Origin of the sequence: Streptomyces aurantiacus JA 4570 (genome assembly GCF_000414115.1) — a bacterium.
Classification (GTDB): Bacteria; Actinomycetota; Actinomycetes; order Streptomycetales; family Streptomycetaceae; genus Streptomyces; species Streptomyces aurantiacus_A.
The window spans coordinates 1-14,661 of sequence record NZ_AOPZ01000128.1; the positions used below are offsets into that span (position 1 = coordinate 1).

A 14,661-nucleotide genomic window follows, 5' to 3' on the forward strand; every position below is an offset into this window, starting at 1 on the left:
GCGGGGGCGGGGCCTGGACCGGGGGGCCGGTCGGGGGTGCCAGGGGGGCCGCGGGCTGGGCGGGGGCCGGAGCCGGGGCGGGCTCCTCGACGGTCACGCCGAAGTCCGTCGCGATGCCCGCGAGGCCGTTCGCGTACCCCTGGCCGACCGCGCGGGCCTTCCAGGCGCCGTTGCGCAGATAGATCTCGACGATGACGAGGGCCGTCTCCGTGCCGAGCTGGGGCGGGGTGAAGGTGGCGAGGACCGAGCCGTCGTCCGCGTTGCGGATCGTGGCCGTGGGCTCGACGCCCTGGAAGGACTGTCCTGCCGCGTCCGGGCTCGCCGTCACGACGATCTTCTCGATGCCGGGCGGGACGGATGTCGTGTCCACCGTGATCGCGTCCGGAGACGTGCCGCCGCCGGAGCGGTGCGTCACGCCTGGGCCCGTGGGCTGGTTGTAGAAGATGAAGTCGTCGTCTGAGCGCACCTTGCCGTCGGCGGTGAGCAGCAGGCCCGATACGTCGAGCCGCACGGGGGCGGTGACGTCCACCGCCACGCGGGCCGCGGTCAGCGGGATGTTCGAGCCGGGGGTCATAGCTGTCATGCCTGAGGTAACGAGCGGGGGGACTTTGCCGTTCCCTTACCTCGGTGTTTTTCTGCGGGTGGGTGGGCCTTGCCGGGGGGCTCCCCAATCCCGCCCCTTCCCGTAACTGGGTGGGCGGGACTGGGGAAAGCCCCGCAGGGCCCCCTACGGCACCACCACGATCTTGCGCCCCACCCCCGCCGCGAACTTCCCCAACGCCTCGGGGTACTGCGCGAGCGGCACCCGGTCGCTGATGAAGACGTCCGGGTCGAGTACCCCCGCGGCGAACAGCTCCGCGGCCCGCTCGTAGCTGTGGAGGACGGCCATGGACCCCGTGATGGTGATCTCCTGGTTGTAGATCCGGTAGGGATCGATGGTGACGCGCGTGGCGTAGTCGGCGACGCCGAACTGGAGGAACGTGCCCGCCTTGGCGACCCGCCCGAGCCCGTCCTGGATCGCGGCCGCGTTGCCGGTGGCGTCGACGACGACGTCCCAGCCCTGGGGGCGGTCGAGCGCGTCGGCGCTGGCGCCGGTACCGGTGACGCCGAGCCGCGCGGCGGTGGCAAGCCGCTCCGGGTTGAGGTCGACGACGTCGACGCTCGCGGCACCGGTGCGCTTGGCGAGCTCCAGCATCATCAGGCCCATGGTCCCGGAGCCGTAGATGAGGACGTGCGCGCCGAGCCGGGTGCGCACAGCACGTCGTAGCCGCGCACCGCGCAGGACAGCGGCTCGATGAGGGCGGCGTCCTGGGTGCGCACGTGCTCGGGCAGCCGCACGCAGTTGGCGGCCGGCGCCACCGCGTACTGCGCGGCGCCGCCCGCCGTGGTCACGCCGATCGCGGCCCACCGCTCGCAGAGGTTGTTGTGGCCGTCGCGGCAGTAGCGGCACTCGTAGCAGTACAGGGAGGGGTCCACGGCCACCCGGTCGCCGACCGACAGCTCCGTGACCGCGCTGCCCACGCCGACGACTTCGCCGGCGAACTCGTGCCCCGGCACCACCGGCAGGGTCGGCGCGAACTCGCCCTGCAGGATGTGCAGATCGGTCCCGCACAGCCCGCACGCGGCGACTTCGACGACCACGTCGCGCGGCCCGGGCGTGGGGTCGGGCACCTCGCCGACCACGGCCTTGCCGACGGACTCGATGATGGCGGCTTTCACTTGACGGCTCCCAACGACAGGCCCTGGACCAGCTTGTCCTGGGCGGCGAACCCCGCGGCGAGCACCGGCAGGGAGATGACGAGCGACGCGGCGCACACCTTGGCCAGGAACAGGCCCTGGCTGGTGATGAAGCCGGTCAGGAAGACGGGGGCCGTCTGCGCGACCACCCCCGTCAGGACTCGGGCGAAGAGCAGTTCGTTCCAGCTGAAGATGAAGCAGATGAGCGAAGTGGCCGCGATTCCGGGAAGCGCGATCGGCGCCACCACGCGGGTGAGGATCGTCGGCAGGCGGGCGCCGTCGATCTGCGCGGCCTCGATGATCGCGACCGGCACCTCGGAGAGGAACGACTGCATCATCCAGACGGCGATCGGCAGGTTCATCGACGTATAGAGGATGACCAGGAGCCAGATGTTGTCGAGGAAGTCGGTGTTCTTCGCGAAGAGATAGATGGGCAACAGGCCCGCCACGACCGGCAGCATCTTCGTGGACAGGAAGAAGAAGAGGACGTCCGTCCACTTCTTCACCGGGCGGATCGAGAGGGCGTACGCCGCCGGGAGGGCCAGGACGAGGACGAGGAGGGTCGACGCCGTCGACGCCACGAAGGAGTTGATGAGCGAGGGCCAGGGGCTCGCGCCGCCGCCCGCGCCGAAGAACTCCCGGTAGCCGTCGAGGGTGAGGGACGCCGCGACCGAGGGCGGGTTGGTCGCCGCGTCCTCCTCCGAGTGGAAGGACGTCAGCGCCATCCAGGCGATGGGCAGGAAGAACAGGAGCCCGGCCAGCCAGGCCGCGAGCCCGAGGCCGATTCCCCTGGCCCGCAGGCTTCGTATGGCCCGTACGCTCCGCACGTCGGTGCTCATGCGCGGGACACCTCCTCACGGAAGAGGGACGACACCACGCGCAGCGCGAAGGTCGCGATGATGAGGGAGCCGATGACGACGAGCACACCGGCGGCGGACGCCAGGCCGTTCTCGTGGGCCTGGTAGAAGCTCTGGTAGACGGTGTAGGGCAGGTTCGCGGTGCCGAGGCCCCCGGATGTGATCGTGAAGACCGCGTCGAAGTTCTGCACGATGTAGATCGAGCCGAGCAGGGCGCCCAGTTCGAGGTAGCGGCGCAGGTGCGGCAGTGTGAGGTGGCGGAAGACCTGCCAGTTGCTCGCGCCGTCCATGCGGGCCGCCTCGATGAGTTCGGTGTCGCGGCTCTGCAGCCCGGCGAGCAGGATCAGCATCATGAACGGCGTCCACTGCCAGATCAGGGACAGCTCGATGGCGAGCAGTGGGGTGTTGGATATCCAGTCCGGCTGGGTGGCGCCGTCGCCGCCGACCCAGTGCAGGACGCCGTTGAAGAGGCCGTACTCGGGGTTGTAGAGCACGTGCTTCCACAGCAGCGCCGCGGCCACCGGCACCAGCAGGAAGGGGGCGATGAGCAGGGTCCGCACCACGCCCCGGCCGCGGAACTTCCGGTCGAGCAGCAGCGCGAGGCCGAGGCCGATGACGAGGCTCGCGAGGACGACCGTCGCCGTCAGGACGATCGTCGTCCACACGGACTTGCGCAGGTCGGCGTCCGTGAGGACCTCTTCGTAGTTGGCGAACCCGGTGAAGCTGCGGGCGTCCGGGTAGAGGGCGTTCCAGTCGAAGAAGGAGATCACCAGCGTGGCCACGAACGGGAGTTGGGTCACGGCGATCATGAAGATCAGGGCGGGCAGCAGGGGCGCGCGGGTGGCCCAGGCGCGCAGCCGCCCGGAGGGGCGCCGGGGGGCGGGCGCGGGCACGCGCGCGGGCGCGACGGCGGTGCTGGTCGTGGCGGTCATCGTCCCTCGTACTCCTCGGAGATCTTCTCGGCGAGCTTCTGGGACTTCTTCAGGGCCGACTCGACGGACTGGCGTCCGGCGATGGCCGCGCTGATCTCCTGGGAGACGCGGGTGCCGAGGTCGGTGAACTCGGGGATGCCGACGAACTGGATGCCGGGCGCGGGCCGGGGCTGTACGCCCGGGTCGCGCGGGCGGGCATCGGAGATCGCGGCGCGCATGACGCCCTGGAAGGCGGCCGCCTCCTCGCGGTACCGCGGGTTGTCGTACGTCGACGCGCGCTTGCCCGCGGGCACGTTGGACCAGCCGGTCTTCTCGCCGACCAGTTCCTCGTACTCCTTGCTGGACGCCCAGGAGATGAACTTCCACGCCTTGTCGGGGTTCCGCGAGGACTTCTGCAGGCCCCACGCCCAGGTGTAGAGCCAGCCGGAGCTCTCCGTCTTCTCCACCGGCGCGGGTACGTAGCCGATCTTGCCCTTGACCGGGGACTTGGCGGCCTCCAGGGAGCCGGCCGCGGCCGTGGCGTCGTACCACATGGCGGTCTTGCCCTGGGTGAGGTTGTTCAGGCACTCCGCGTACCCGGACTGGGCCGCTCCGGACTCGCCGTGCTCGCGCACGAGGTCCACGTAGAAGCGGGTCGCCTTCTCGAACTCGGGGGAGTCCAGGCGGGCCTTCCAGTCCTTGTCGAACCAGGTGCCTCCGAAGGTGTTGACGACGGTCGTCAGCGGCGCCATCACCTCGCCCCAGCCGGGCAGGCCGCGCAGGCAGATGCCCTTCATGCCCTTCTGCGCGCCGTCCACCTTGGCGGCGAGGTCCGCGACCTGGCGCCAGGTGGGCTTCTCCGGCATGGTCAGGCCCTCCTTCTCGAAGACGTCCTTGCGGTACATCAGGAAGGACGACTCTCCGTAGAAGGGCTCCCCGTAGAGCTTGCCGTCCTCACCGGTCAGGGACTGGCGCATCGGCGGCAGGATGTCGCGCTGGTCGAACGCGCGGTCCTTGCGCGTGTAGGGGCCCAGCTCGCGCAGCCAGCCGTTCTTGGCGTAGATGGGGATCTCGTAGTTGCTGAGCGTCGCCACGTCGTACTGGCCCGCCTGGTTGGCGAAGTCCTGGCTGATCTTGTCGCGGACGTCGTTCTCGGGCAGCACGGTGAAGTTCACCTTGATGCCGGTCTTCTCGGTGAAGTGGTCGGCGGTGAGCTTCTGCAACTCCACCATCTGCGGGTTGTTCACCATCAGTACGTTGATGGAGTCGCCGCCGGAACCGGTCCCGCCCGCCCCGGCCCAGCAGCCGGAGAGCAGCGGGGCGAGCAGCGTCCCTGCGGCGGTCGCGGCGAGCAGCCGCCGCGGCCTCCGTCGGCTCTGGGTTCGCATGAATCGCTCCTGGACGAATAGGGGTAATTGGGGCATCAGTGGGCATCAGTGGGCAGGTGGGGGCGCGGAGGGGCGCACTGGGAGCGCGCCGGGAGCCGGTGCGGACGGCCTCGGGTCAGGCCCGGACGACCTGCGGCCCCTGCAAGGAGTAGCGGTGCGCCTCGGAGGCGGGCAGCTGCGCGCTGGTGACGATGCACTCCAGATCGCCCACGCCCGCGAACCGGCAGAAGCTGCTCGCCCCGAACTTGGTGTGCACGCCCGCGAACACGGTGCGCCGTGAGGCCCGGATGGCCTGCGCCTTCACCTCGCTGACGGCGGGGTCGGGGGTGGTGAGGCCGTGTTCGCGGGAGATGCCGTTGGCGCCGATGTACGCCAGGTCGATGACGAAGCCCGCGAGCATGCGGGTCGTCCAGTGGTCGACGGTGGCCAGGGTCCCGGCCCGGACCCGCCCGCCGAGCAGCAGCACGGTGACGTGCTCCGCCTCGGTGAGCACGCCCGCGGTCGCGAGCGAGGCGGTGACCACGGTCAGCGGCCGGTTCTTGGGCAGGGCCTCGGCGATGAGCTGCGGGGTGAAGCCCTCGTCGATGAAGACGGTCTCGGCGTCGCCGAGCTGCTCGGCCGCGGCGGCCGCGATCCGGCGCTTCTCGGGCACGTGCATCGTCGTGCGGAAGGCGAGCGTGGTCTCGAAGCCGGCGCTCTCCACCGGATAGGCGCCGCCGTGGGTGCGCCGGACCAGGCCGTGGTCCTCCAGGGCGCGCAGATCGCGGCGCACGGTCTCCTTGGCGACGCCGAGCTCGGCCGCGAGGACGGTGACGTCGACGGACCCGGAGCGGCGGGCCGCGCGCACGATCTGCCGCTGACGTTCCTCCGCCGTCATGGGCGCCACCTCTTCCCCGGAGACTTCAGTTCCACTTCGCTGCCCGTTCGGGCCTGTGGGGAAGTTCTACAGCGCGGGGGAGGGGCTGACCAGGCGCGCGACGGGCCCGATGATGCCCGCATCCGCCCGCTTGCCGGGGCGACTGCCTGCGGGGCGGGCCGATCATGTGCCCGTTGACCGGCCCGCGGTGCCCGTTTGCCGCCCGGTTGGGCGCCGGGCGGCCGGAAATCGACGGTCGTGCCGCCGGGTTCTCGTCAGGGCCGGTGGAAGCCGACCTCCGGGTGGGCGGGTGTGGGCCCGTCGAGCAGCGGCTGTCCGACGCCGCGCAGATGCCGGTCGAAGTACGCGCCGATGTAGGCGCGGGTGATCTGTTCGGCGCGCTCGCCGGAGATCGGTGCCTCGGGGTCCTCGTCCACACCGAGTTGGCCGAGGACGACCGGCACGTCGGTGAACGTGTAGTGCCCGGACCCGGCCACGGTCAGCCAGCGCTTCCAGCCCTGGAGGCCGGGCCACACCTCGGCCCAGTTGTAGGGGCCGTCCGGCCGGGTGGTGGACTCGGTGCCGAGGAGCAGGAAGGGGCGCTTGAGACCCTTGGGGACGATGTGGAAGCCGCCGTCCATGTTCATGCCCGCCCGCACCCGTCCGTCGGTGCCCATCAGGGTGGCTGTCGCGGCGCCGCCGATGGAGTGGCCGCCCATCCCGATCCGCTTGGCGTCGATCATGCCCGAGTACCGCCAAGCCGCCTTGCCGGCCTTGCCGGCCTTGCCGCCGATGAGCCGGTCCAGGACGTACGACAGATCCCTGGCCCGGCCCTCGGTGATCCGCGGACCCGAGTCGCCCACGCCCTCCTCGCAGCCGACGCAGGGCAGCACGCGCCCGCCGCTGAACTCCGCGCCGCTTGCCTCGTAGGCGTGGTCGACCGTCGCGACCACGTACCCCCGGCTCGCCAGGTCCTCGGCCAGGTGCGTCAGCGTCGAGCGCGGCGCCGTGAAGCCCGGCGAGAGCACGACGAGGGGGAACGTGCCCCGCGCCGGGTGCGCCCCGGTGCGGGCGTGGGTGCGGGTGGAGCTGTAGCCGTCGGCCGGGACCCGCCCGTCGAGTTCGTAGTACGCCAACAGCTCCCGGGCCGCCTTCTCGGACGTGTACGCGGTGGGCCGCCCACCCGCCCCGCGTGCCGGGTAGTACATCGACGCCATCAGCTCCCGCGCCCCCGCCGAGGGCACCCAGGGGTCCTTGCGGCTCTTGTCGACCAGGTGCAGGGTGTCGCGCCCGACCGCGAACGGGCCGGTGGGGCGGGGGAGTTCGGGCCGGGCCGCGGGCGCGTCGACGGAGGCGGCCGCGGGGGCGGAGGCAGAGGCGGAGGTGGCAGAGGCGGCGGGCGCGGCCTGCGCGGTGGCCGCGGCCGCCACCGGCAGCGCGAGTGCCAGCGCGAGCACGGGGGCAACCGCCCGCCCCCGCAGGGCCGTTCGGGTCGTCGTCATCGTCATGACAGCTCACGCTAGCCAGCGGCAGGGCGGTGCACGTCGCCCCGCGGGCTGACCCGTACGCGCCCGCAGGCGGACGGAACCGTCAACTCCAAGGAGGAGGTCAATACGGCCACACTGGCGGATTCGTGCAGAAGTGGCCGCCCAGGTGGGCGTGGTCGGGGTTCTCGGGGTCCAGCTCGCCGTGCTCGGCGATCAGCTTCTCCGCGAACTGCTCGGAGTCGTCCCTGGGTTCGTAGCCGAGCGCCCGCGCCGACGACAGGTCCCACCACAGCCGGGTGTTGGCCGACGAGCCGTACACCACGGTGTGCCCGACGTCCGGCGCGGTGAGGGCCGCGTGGAAGAGGCGTGCCCCGTCGCCGGGCGACATCCACACCGACAGCATCCGGACGCTGGAGGGCTCCAGGAAGCAGGAGCCGATCCGCACGGACACCGTCTCGACGCCGTGCTTGTCCCAGTAGAACTGCGCCAGGTCCTCGCCGAAGGACTTCGACAGGCCGTAGAAGGTGTCGGGCCGGCGCGGCGTGTCGACGGGGATCAGCGGGTCGTCGCCCACCGGCCGCGGCGTGAAGCCCACCGCGTGGTTGGAGGAGGCGAAGACGACGCGCGGGACGCCCTCCTCGCGCACCGCCTCGTAGAGGTGGTACGTCCCCTCGATGTTCGCCTTGAGGATCTTGTCGAACGTGGACTCCAGGGAGATCCCGGCGAGATGGAGGACCGCGTCGACGCCGCGCACCGCCTCGCGCAGGGCGTCCCGGTCGGCGAGGTCCACCGTGAGGGCGCCCGGCTCGCCGGCGGCGCCCTCGATGGGGCGCAGGTCGAGCAGCCTGAGGTCGTAGCCGTACGCGGGCAGAAGTCCCCGCATCAGGGTGCCGAGGCCGCCGGCCGCGCCGGTCAGCAGGACTGTGCGGGGAGCGGGCATACGGTGATCTCCTCGTACGCGTTCATGTATGAGATTCACATTCGTGGACACGCTAGGGAGCGCCGCCCTCCGGCGTCAAGTGCGGCGCGGACTCGCCGAATCCGCTCCTGAGTTGCGGGTTTGCCCGCTTGACCGGCCCCGCGAGGCGCCCTAGCGTGGGCGTGTTCAGGGATATGGACATGAATCAGAAACGTGCACGCTTAGGGAGCGCCCGTGACGTCAGCCCCTCTCGCCTCTCGGCTCCGCGTTCCCAGCGGGCCGCTGTTCTTCCCCGTCACTCCGTACGGGGCCGACGGCTCCGTCGGCATCGAGACGTTCCGTACGCACGTGCGCGCGGGCGTGGAGGCGGGCGCGGCCGCGGTGTTCGCCTGCTGCGGCACCGGCGAGTTCCACGCGCTCACCCCCGAGGAGTTCCAGCGGCTCGTCGCGGCCGCCGTCGAGGAGACCGCGGGCCGCGTCCCGGTGGTCGCCGGCGCCGGGTACGGCACCGCGCTCGCCGTGCGGTACGCAAAGCTCGCCGAGGAGGCGGGCGCCGACGGGCTGCTCGCCATGCCGCCGTACCTCGTTCTCGCGGCGCAGGAGGGCCTGATCCGGCACTACACCGAACTCGCCGCGGCCACCTCGCTCGACGTCGTCGTCTACCAGCGCGACAACGCCGTGTTCACCCCCGAGACGGTCGTCGAACTCGCCCGCGCGGACGGGATCATCGGCTTCAAGGACGGCCTCGGCGACCTCGACCTGATGCAGCGCATCGTCAGCGCCGTACGCACCGAAGTCCCGGGCGAGTTCCTCTACTTCAACGGCCTGCCCACCGCCGAACTCACCGGCCTCGCCTACCGCGGCATCGGCGTGAGCCTCTACTCGTCGGCCGTCTTCTGCTTCGCGCCCGACCTCGCGCTTGCCTTCCACAAGGCGCTGAACTCCGGCGACGACGAGACCGCCGAGCGGCTCGTCGACGGCTTCTACCGGCCCTTCGTCGAGCTGCGCATGGAGGGCCGCGGCTACGCGGTCTCGCTGGTCAAGGCGGGCGTGCGGCTCGCGGGGCTCGACGTGGGCGGGGTGCGGCCGCCGCTGCACGAGCCGTCCGACGACCACCTCAAGCGGCTCGCCGAACTCATCGAGCGCGGCCGGGCGCTGCTGCGGGAGGGCGTGTGAAGGCGTCCGCGTTCCTCTACCCGTGGGACGTCATCGGCGACCCGGACGCCCCCGCCCGGATCGCCGACCTCGGCGTGGCGCAGGTGACGCTCGCCGCCGCCTACCACTCCACCCGCGCCCTCACCCCCCGCCACCCGCGCCACCGCGTCGTCACCGCCGAGCACGCCGCCGTCCTGTACGCGCCCGACGACCGCTGGCAGGGCCGCGCCCTGCGCCCGTACCCGGCGGGGGACTGGGCCCCCGGCGACGCCTACGGCGAGGCCGCCGAGGCGCTCGCCGCGGCCGGGCTCGACGTGCACTCCTGGGTGGTCCTCGCCCACAACTCCCGTATGGGCGCCGAGCATCCGGGCACATCCGTCGTGAACGCCTACGGCGACCGGTACCCGTGGGCGCCCTGCATCGCGCAGCCCGCCACCCGCGCCCACCTGACCGACCTCGCCGCGGAGGCCGCCGCCAGGCCCGGCGCGGGCGGCACCGAGCTGGAGTCGTGCGGCTGGTACGGGCTCGCGCACCTGCACGCCCACGACAAGATCGCGGGCGTCGGCCTGGGCGAGGCGGGCCAGTACCTGATGTCGCTGTGCTTCTGCGCCGACTGCCGCGCCGGATACGCCCGCTGCGGCCACGACCCGGACGAGCTGGCGGCCGCCGTGCGCCGCGCGCTCGACCCGGTGTGGCGGGGCGCGGCCACCACGCCCGGCTGGGCGGGCGTCGAGAAACTCCTCGGCGCGGAGACCGCGGCGGCCACCCGGGCCTGGCGGGAGGAGAACGCCCGCGCGCTCCAGGAGGCCGCGGTCGGCGCCGTGCGTGCGGCGGCCCCCGACGGCTTCCAAGTGCTCCTGCACGCCGACCCGGTGACGTACCACTGCGGCGCGAACGCCGGAGCGGACCCGCGCCACATCCTGGCCGTGGCCGACGGCGTCGTCGTGCCCTGCACCGGCGGCCCGGACCTCCTTGAGCCGTTCGCCGCGCACGCCGGGGAACGCACCGTCCTCGCCGCCAACCTCACGGTGGTCGCGGGCATGGGCGGCAGCCCCGCGACGCTCGCCGCCGACGCCCGGCACGCGGCTCGGTCCGGCGCCACTGAACTGCGGCTCTACCACGCCGGGTTGGCCTCGGGCGACGACCTCGCCCTGATCGGGAAGGCCCTGTCGGGCGGCGGCTGACACCCCTGTCGCCGAGCCGCAGGCAACGGCTACGATCCGCGCACCACACGCCGCTCCCGGGGCACGACCCACGCCCCCGCGGCAGGACTCAGAGGAGACAAGGTGCGCAACAAGGGGATATCCGCGCTGGTCTGCGCCGGCCTCACGGCGGGCGCCGCGGTGCTCGCGACCACCGCGCCCGCGGCCGCGCAGACCGGCCCCCACCCGCCCGGCGCGGCCGAGGCCCGCCCATCCGCGGCCGCCGGGAACCACGTGCCGAACGCCGCCGACATCCGCGAACAGCTAGAGAACATCCCGGGCATGACGGTCGTCTCCGTCACGGACAAGGAGGGCCACCCCCTCTACTCCCTGACCTACCGTCAGCCCGTCGACCACCGGCGCCCGCACGGGCAGACCTTCACCCAGCGCCTCTCGCTCTGGCACAAGGCCACCGACAAGCCCACGGTCCTCTACACCGGCGGCTACACCCTGGCCCAGAACACCACGGCCCTCACCAAGCTGATCGACGCCAATCAAGTCAGCCTGGAACACCGCTACTTCGAGCAGTCCCGCCCCTCCGGCGCCGCGGGCCGCGACTGGACCAAGCTCACCGTCCAGCAGGAGGCGGCCGACGAGCACCGCATCACCCGGGCGCTGCGCACCGTCGAGAAGGGCAAGTGGCTCGGCACGGGCGGCAGCAAGGGCGGCATGACCGCCACGTACCACGAGCGCTTCTACCCCGAGGACCTGGACGCGGTCGTCGCGTTCGTGGCGCCCAACGACGCGAACAACCGGGACGACAGCGGCTACGAGCGGTTCTTCCGGACCGTCGGCACCAAGGAGTGCCGCACCGCCCTGAACGCCGTGCAGCGCGAGATGCTGGCGCGCCGCGACGCGCTCCTGCCCAAGTTCGAGGCGGACGCGAAGGCGAAGGGCCAGACCTTCCACGAGACGCTCGGCAGCACCGACCGGGCCTACGAGTTCGCGGTCCTCGACCAGGTGTGGAACTTCTGGCAGTCGGGCACCGCCGACGACTGCCCGACGGTGCCCGACGCCAAGAAGGCCACCGATGACGAGCTGTACGACTGGTCGACGAAGCACGGCCTGAGCGTCTACCACGACGCCGAACTCGGCGCCAACGGCACCGGCCCCTACTACCGCCAGGCCGCCACCCAACTCGGCTGGGCCGACCTGAAGTTCAAGCACCTCAAGGGCGTCCGCCACCACCCGGACATCTACCAGCCGAACTCGGTGCTGCCGCCCGCCATGCGCGGCTCGTACGACAACAGCACCATCGCCGACGTCGACCGCTGGGTGAAGACCCGAGGTCAGCGCATGATGTTCGTCTACGGCGAGAACGACCCGTGGAGCGCCGAGCGGTTCACGCCGAGCCACCGCGACTCCCACCTCTACGAGGTCCCGGGCGCCAACCACGGCGCGACGATCGCCAAGCTGCCGGAGCCGCAGCGGTCGCAGGCCATCGCGACCATCAAGCGCTGGGCGGACGTGAAGTGACGACCCGATAGCTCGCTCACCCGGATGCTCCACCCGACGGCGATGATTTCCCGACGCCGCGGGAGTCCTCTGTGTACGGGCCCCCGCACATGCGGGGGCCCGGGGACGGCCGGGCCCGGCCGTCCCCGTACCCGGACGAAGGAGACCCCCATGCCGGACAACCCGAGCGAGCTGCCCGACTTCGGACCCCAGACGCGGCTCGTGGCGCGTGTCGCCGAGGCCGTCAAGGACGACCGGCTCGACGGCCCCACCCCCTGCCCCGACTACGCGGTACGCGATCTGCTCGGCCATGTCGTCCACCTCGTCGGCGCCTTCGCCGACGCCGGGCGCAAGCGGCTCGGGCCGACCACGGACACGGACCCGTCGAGCGTCGTGCCGGACCTGCCCGCGGACTGGCGCGAGCGGCTCCCGCGCCTGCTCGACGAGCTCGCCGAGGTGTGGCGGGACCCGGCGGCGTGGACCGGCGAGACCCGGGCGGGCGGCGTCGACCTCACCGGCGACATCGCGGGCATGGTCGCTTTCAACGAACTCGTCGTGCACGGCTGGGACCTGGCCCGCGCCACCGGGCAGGAGTACGCCCCGGACGAGGCGAGCCTCGGCGTCTCGTACGCGATGGTGTCCGCCACGGCCGGGGAGTCACCCGAGGCGCGGGGCACGCTGTTCGGGCCGCCGCTGCCGGTCGCCGATGACGCCCCGCTCCTGGACAAGGTGGTGGCGCTGAGCGGCAGGGACCGCAACTGGCGGCCTTGACTACCGCCCCCACCTAGGTTGCATTCCTAACTAGGTCGCTCTACGGTCTAGGTAGTTCCGCATGCCTAGGGGGGCCTCTCATGACCATCTCGCCGGACTTCTCCATGCCCGGCGCGGCCATCGCGGGTGCGCTCGGCGGCTATCTGCTGCTCGTCGAGCCGTGGCTCGGCCGCCGGATGTACGCCTCGCTCGCGCGCCGCAGAGCCACCCAGCCCCGGGCGCTCGTGCGCTACTTCACCCTCTCCATCACCCTCTGGTGGGCCTTCGCGGCGCTCGCCGTCGCCGCCCTGCTGCTCTCGCCCGGCGCCACCGCCGCGGACTTCGGCCTCGCGGCGCCGGAGGATCCGCTGTACGTGATCGGGGCCGTCCTGCTGTTCGCGGTCGTCGCCGTCGTGTCCGGGCGCGCCTTCCGCGAGATGGCCAGGGAGGGCAAGCACATCCCGGGCCGCGCGGCCATCGAGGCGATGCTGCCGCGCACCACGGCGGAGCGCCGCCTCGCGATGGCGGCGGCCGTCACCGACAGCCTCTGCTCGGAGCTGGTGTACCGGGGCCTGCTCATCGCGTTCGGCGTCGGCGCCCTGGGGCTCGACGTCCATGTGGCCGCGGCGCTGGCGCTCGCCGTGTACGCGCTCGCCGGGTGGTACCAGGGCGGCTCCGGCGTACTGGTCTTCGCTCTCTTCGGGACGCTGCTCACCGGCCTCTACCTGGCCACGGGCAGCCTGATCCTGCCGGTCGCCGTGCACGCCATGCTCACCGTGCGGGACCTGCTGATCCCCGCGCCCGAACTCCCGCGGGCGCAGGGCGGCACGGCGTGAGTGCCGACCGGCGCGCGAGCTGGTTCAAGGGCGTCCTCGACCTGCTCGTCCTCGCGTCCCTCACCGACGGCGAGAGCTACGGCTACGAGATCGCCAAGCGGCTCGGCGCGGCAGGCTTCGGGCAGATCAAGGGCGGCACGCTGTACCCCGTCCTGAACCGTCTGGAGGAGGCGGACCTGGTCGCCGCGGAGTTCCGGGCCACGGAGAAGGGGCCGGGCCGCCGCTACTACTCCCTGACCGCCGAGGGGCGCGAAGTGCTGTCCGAGCAGGGGGAGTTGTGGCTGGCCTTCGACGGGTCGGTACGTGAGGTGCTGGCGAGGGCGGGAGTGCGATGAACGTGTACCTGGAGGACCTGGGCGCGCGGCTGCGGGAGCTCGGGCTGCCCGCGGAGCACGTGCGGGTGACCGTGGCGGACCTCGGGGCGCACCTCGCGGAGTGCGGGGGTGTCCCGGAGGAGGAGTTCGGGCCGGTCGAGGAGTTCGCGCGGGAGCTGGCGCCGAGGTCCGGGAAGAGGGAGGCGGCCGCGGCCTCGGCCTCCGTCCCGGCCGCCGAACCGGGCGTCGAGACCTGGCGGTGGACCGCCGACACCTTCGTCGACGAGGAGCTGCTCGGGCGCTTCGGGGACGAGGGCTGGGAGGTGGAGCGGGTCGACGCGCTGGGCCGGTTCGTGTGCCGGCGGGACCTCGCTCGGCCGCAGCGGTGGGAGTACCGGCGGGAGTTGGTCACGCGGGGGCGTGAGGGGCTCGACGGGCGGCTCGCGCCGGACGGGTGGGAGGCGTGCGGGAACTGGGTGGTGTACGCGTGGTTCAAGCGGCCGCGGGCGGCGAGCCTGGGCCCCGCCGCGGAACTGTCCGCCGTACCGGCGGCCCCCTCCCGCCACACCTTCCTGAGCCGCCGCTTCTACGCCTTCCTCGCCCTGGCCACAGCCGCCCTGACGGCGTCCGGCGTCACCGCCGCGCTCCGCGCCGACGACGCGACGTCCGGCCTGGGCTTCAGTACGGGCCTCCTGGCCGGCGCCACGGTACCGCTGGCCGCATACCTGGCCACCCGCTTGCTGCGTGACCGCCGCCCTGGAACCTGACCGTCGGCCTGGGCTGCCTTTAAGGGT

At 72.4% G+C, this 14,661-nt stretch carries 14 protein-coding genes and 1 pseudogene; 7 read left to right on the forward strand and 8 right to left on the reverse strand.

Annotated elements, in window-relative coordinates; all coding sequences use genetic code 11:
- The 8 genes and pseudogenes from STRAU_RS14765 to STRAU_RS14800 form a co-directional block, all read right to left on the reverse strand.
- Positions 1 to 583, reverse strand: a 583-nt coding sequence (locus STRAU_RS14765) for a TerD family protein (protein ID WP_162473222.1), incomplete at its 3' end; no start/stop codon positions are given.
- A gap of 144 nt (positions 584 to 727) precedes the next feature.
- Positions 728 to 1,719 (reverse strand): annotated as a pseudogene (locus STRAU_RS14770) (zinc-dependent alcohol dehydrogenase family protein).
- Positions 1,716 to 2,576, reverse strand: a complete 861-nt coding sequence (locus STRAU_RS14775) for a carbohydrate ABC transporter permease (RefSeq protein WP_016641130.1) — start codon at positions 2,574 to 2,576, stop codon at positions 1,716 to 1,718. Before STRAU_RS14775 ends, STRAU_RS14770 begins: the two are co-directional and overlap by 4 nt.
- Complete coding sequence (locus STRAU_RS14780) at positions 2,573 to 3,526, reverse strand: carbohydrate ABC transporter permease (RefSeq protein ID WP_016641132.1); 954 nt, start codon at positions 3,524 to 3,526, stop codon at positions 2,573 to 2,575. Before STRAU_RS14780 ends, STRAU_RS14775 begins: the two co-directional genes overlap by 4 nt.
- Positions 3,523 to 4,893, reverse strand: a complete 1,371-nt coding sequence (locus tag STRAU_RS14785; protein ID WP_016641133.1) for an ABC transporter substrate-binding protein — start codon at positions 4,891 to 4,893, stop codon at positions 3,523 to 3,525. Before STRAU_RS14785 ends, STRAU_RS14780 begins: the two co-directional genes overlap by 4 nt.
- Before the next feature lie 115 nt (positions 4,894 to 5,008).
- Positions 5,009 to 5,770, reverse strand: a complete 762-nt coding sequence (locus tag STRAU_RS14790; protein WP_016641134.1) for a DeoR/GlpR family DNA-binding transcription regulator — start codon at positions 5,768 to 5,770, stop codon at positions 5,009 to 5,011.
- A 254-nt stretch (positions 5,771 to 6,024) separates the two neighbouring features.
- Positions 6,025 to 7,257 (reverse strand): alpha/beta hydrolase family protein, encoded by a 1,233-nt coding sequence (locus STRAU_RS14795; protein WP_016641135.1) that lies wholly within the window; start codon positions 7,255 to 7,257, stop codon positions 6,025 to 6,027.
- Between the two features lie 100 nt (positions 7,258 to 7,357).
- Entirely contained in the window at positions 7,358 to 8,176 is an 819-nt protein-coding gene (locus STRAU_RS14800) for an NAD-dependent epimerase/dehydratase family protein (RefSeq protein WP_037659499.1), read from the reverse strand.
- 213 nt (positions 8,177 to 8,389) lie between these two features.
- Between STRAU_RS14800 and STRAU_RS14805 the strand changes: the two genes are divergently transcribed.
- The 7 genes from STRAU_RS14805 (at position 8,390) to STRAU_RS14835 (ending at position 14,634) form a co-directional block, all read left to right on the forward strand.
- Positions 8,390 to 9,331 carry a 5-dehydro-4-deoxyglucarate dehydratase gene (locus STRAU_RS14805; RefSeq protein WP_016641137.1) on the forward strand — a complete coding sequence of 314 codons (942 nt, stop codon included), beginning with the start codon at positions 8,390 to 8,392 and terminating at the stop codon, positions 9,329 to 9,331.
- A complete protein-coding gene (locus STRAU_RS14810) occupies positions 9,328 to 10,494 on the forward strand; it encodes a hypothetical protein (protein WP_016641138.1) in 1,167 nt (388 codons plus the stop codon). Before STRAU_RS14805 ends, STRAU_RS14810 begins: the two co-directional genes overlap by 4 nt.
- 102 nt (positions 10,495 to 10,596) lie before the next feature.
- The gene (locus STRAU_RS14815; protein ID WP_016641139.1) at positions 10,597 to 11,988 is read left to right on the forward strand and encodes a S28 family serine protease; all 1,392 of its coding nucleotides are present in this window, start codon (positions 10,597 to 10,599) and stop codon (positions 11,986 to 11,988) included.
- A gap of 150 nt (positions 11,989 to 12,138) precedes the next feature.
- Positions 12,139 to 12,738: a TIGR03086 family metal-binding protein gene (locus tag STRAU_RS14820; RefSeq protein ID WP_016641140.1), complete on the forward strand. Its 600-nt coding sequence runs from the start codon at positions 12,139 to 12,141 to the stop codon at positions 12,736 to 12,738.
- 80 nt (positions 12,739 to 12,818) lie between these two features.
- Positions 12,819 to 13,553, forward strand: a complete 735-nt coding sequence (locus STRAU_RS14825; RefSeq protein ID WP_016641141.1) for a CPBP family glutamic-type intramembrane protease — start codon at positions 12,819 to 12,821, stop codon at positions 13,551 to 13,553.
- Positions 13,550 to 13,888 carry a PadR family transcriptional regulator gene (locus STRAU_RS14830; RefSeq protein WP_016641142.1) on the forward strand — a complete coding sequence of 113 codons (339 nt, stop codon included), beginning with the start codon at positions 13,550 to 13,552 and terminating at the stop codon, positions 13,886 to 13,888. The genes STRAU_RS14825 and STRAU_RS14830 overlap by 4 nt, the downstream gene beginning before the upstream one ends.
- Positions 13,885 to 14,634 carry a hypothetical protein gene (locus tag STRAU_RS14835; RefSeq protein WP_016641143.1) on the forward strand — a complete coding sequence of 250 codons (750 nt, stop codon included), beginning with the start codon at positions 13,885 to 13,887 and terminating at the stop codon, positions 14,632 to 14,634. The genes STRAU_RS14830 and STRAU_RS14835 overlap by 4 nt, the downstream gene beginning before the upstream one ends.
- Positions 14,635 to 14,661 lie beyond the last annotated feature (27 nt).

Bases quoted from the DNA above. Each gene is read 5' to 3' on its own strand.
- STRAU_RS14775 (WP_016641130.1), bottom strand. From the start codon at position 2,576: ATGAGCACCGACGTGCGGAGCGTACGGGCCATACGAAGCCTGCGGGCC.
- STRAU_RS14780 (WP_016641132.1), bottom strand. From the start codon at position 3,526: ATGACCGCCACGACCAGCACCGCCGTCGCGCCCGCGCGCGTGCCCGCG.
- STRAU_RS14785 (WP_016641133.1), bottom strand. From the start codon at position 4,893: ATGCGAACCCAGAGCCGACGGAGGCCGCGGCGGCTGCTCGCCGCGACC.
- STRAU_RS14790 (WP_016641134.1), bottom strand. From the start codon at position 5,770: ATGACGGCGGAGGAACGTCAGCGGCAGATCGTGCGCGCGGCCCGCCGC.
- STRAU_RS14795 (WP_016641135.1), bottom strand. From the start codon at position 7,257: ATGACGATGACGACGACCCGAACGGCCCTGCGGGGGCGGGCGGTTGCC.
- STRAU_RS14800 (WP_037659499.1), bottom strand. From the start codon at position 8,176: ATGCCCGCTCCCCGCACAGTCCTGCTGACCGGCGCGGCCGGCGGCCTC.
- STRAU_RS14820 (WP_016641140.1), top strand. From the start codon at position 12,139: ATGCCGGACAACCCGAGCGAGCTGCCCGACTTCGGACCCCAGACGCGG.
- STRAU_RS14825 (WP_016641141.1), top strand. From the start codon at position 12,819: ATGACCATCTCGCCGGACTTCTCCATGCCCGGCGCGGCCATCGCGGGT.
- STRAU_RS14835 (WP_016641143.1), top strand. From the start codon at position 13,885: ATGAACGTGTACCTGGAGGACCTGGGCGCGCGGCTGCGGGAGCTCGGG.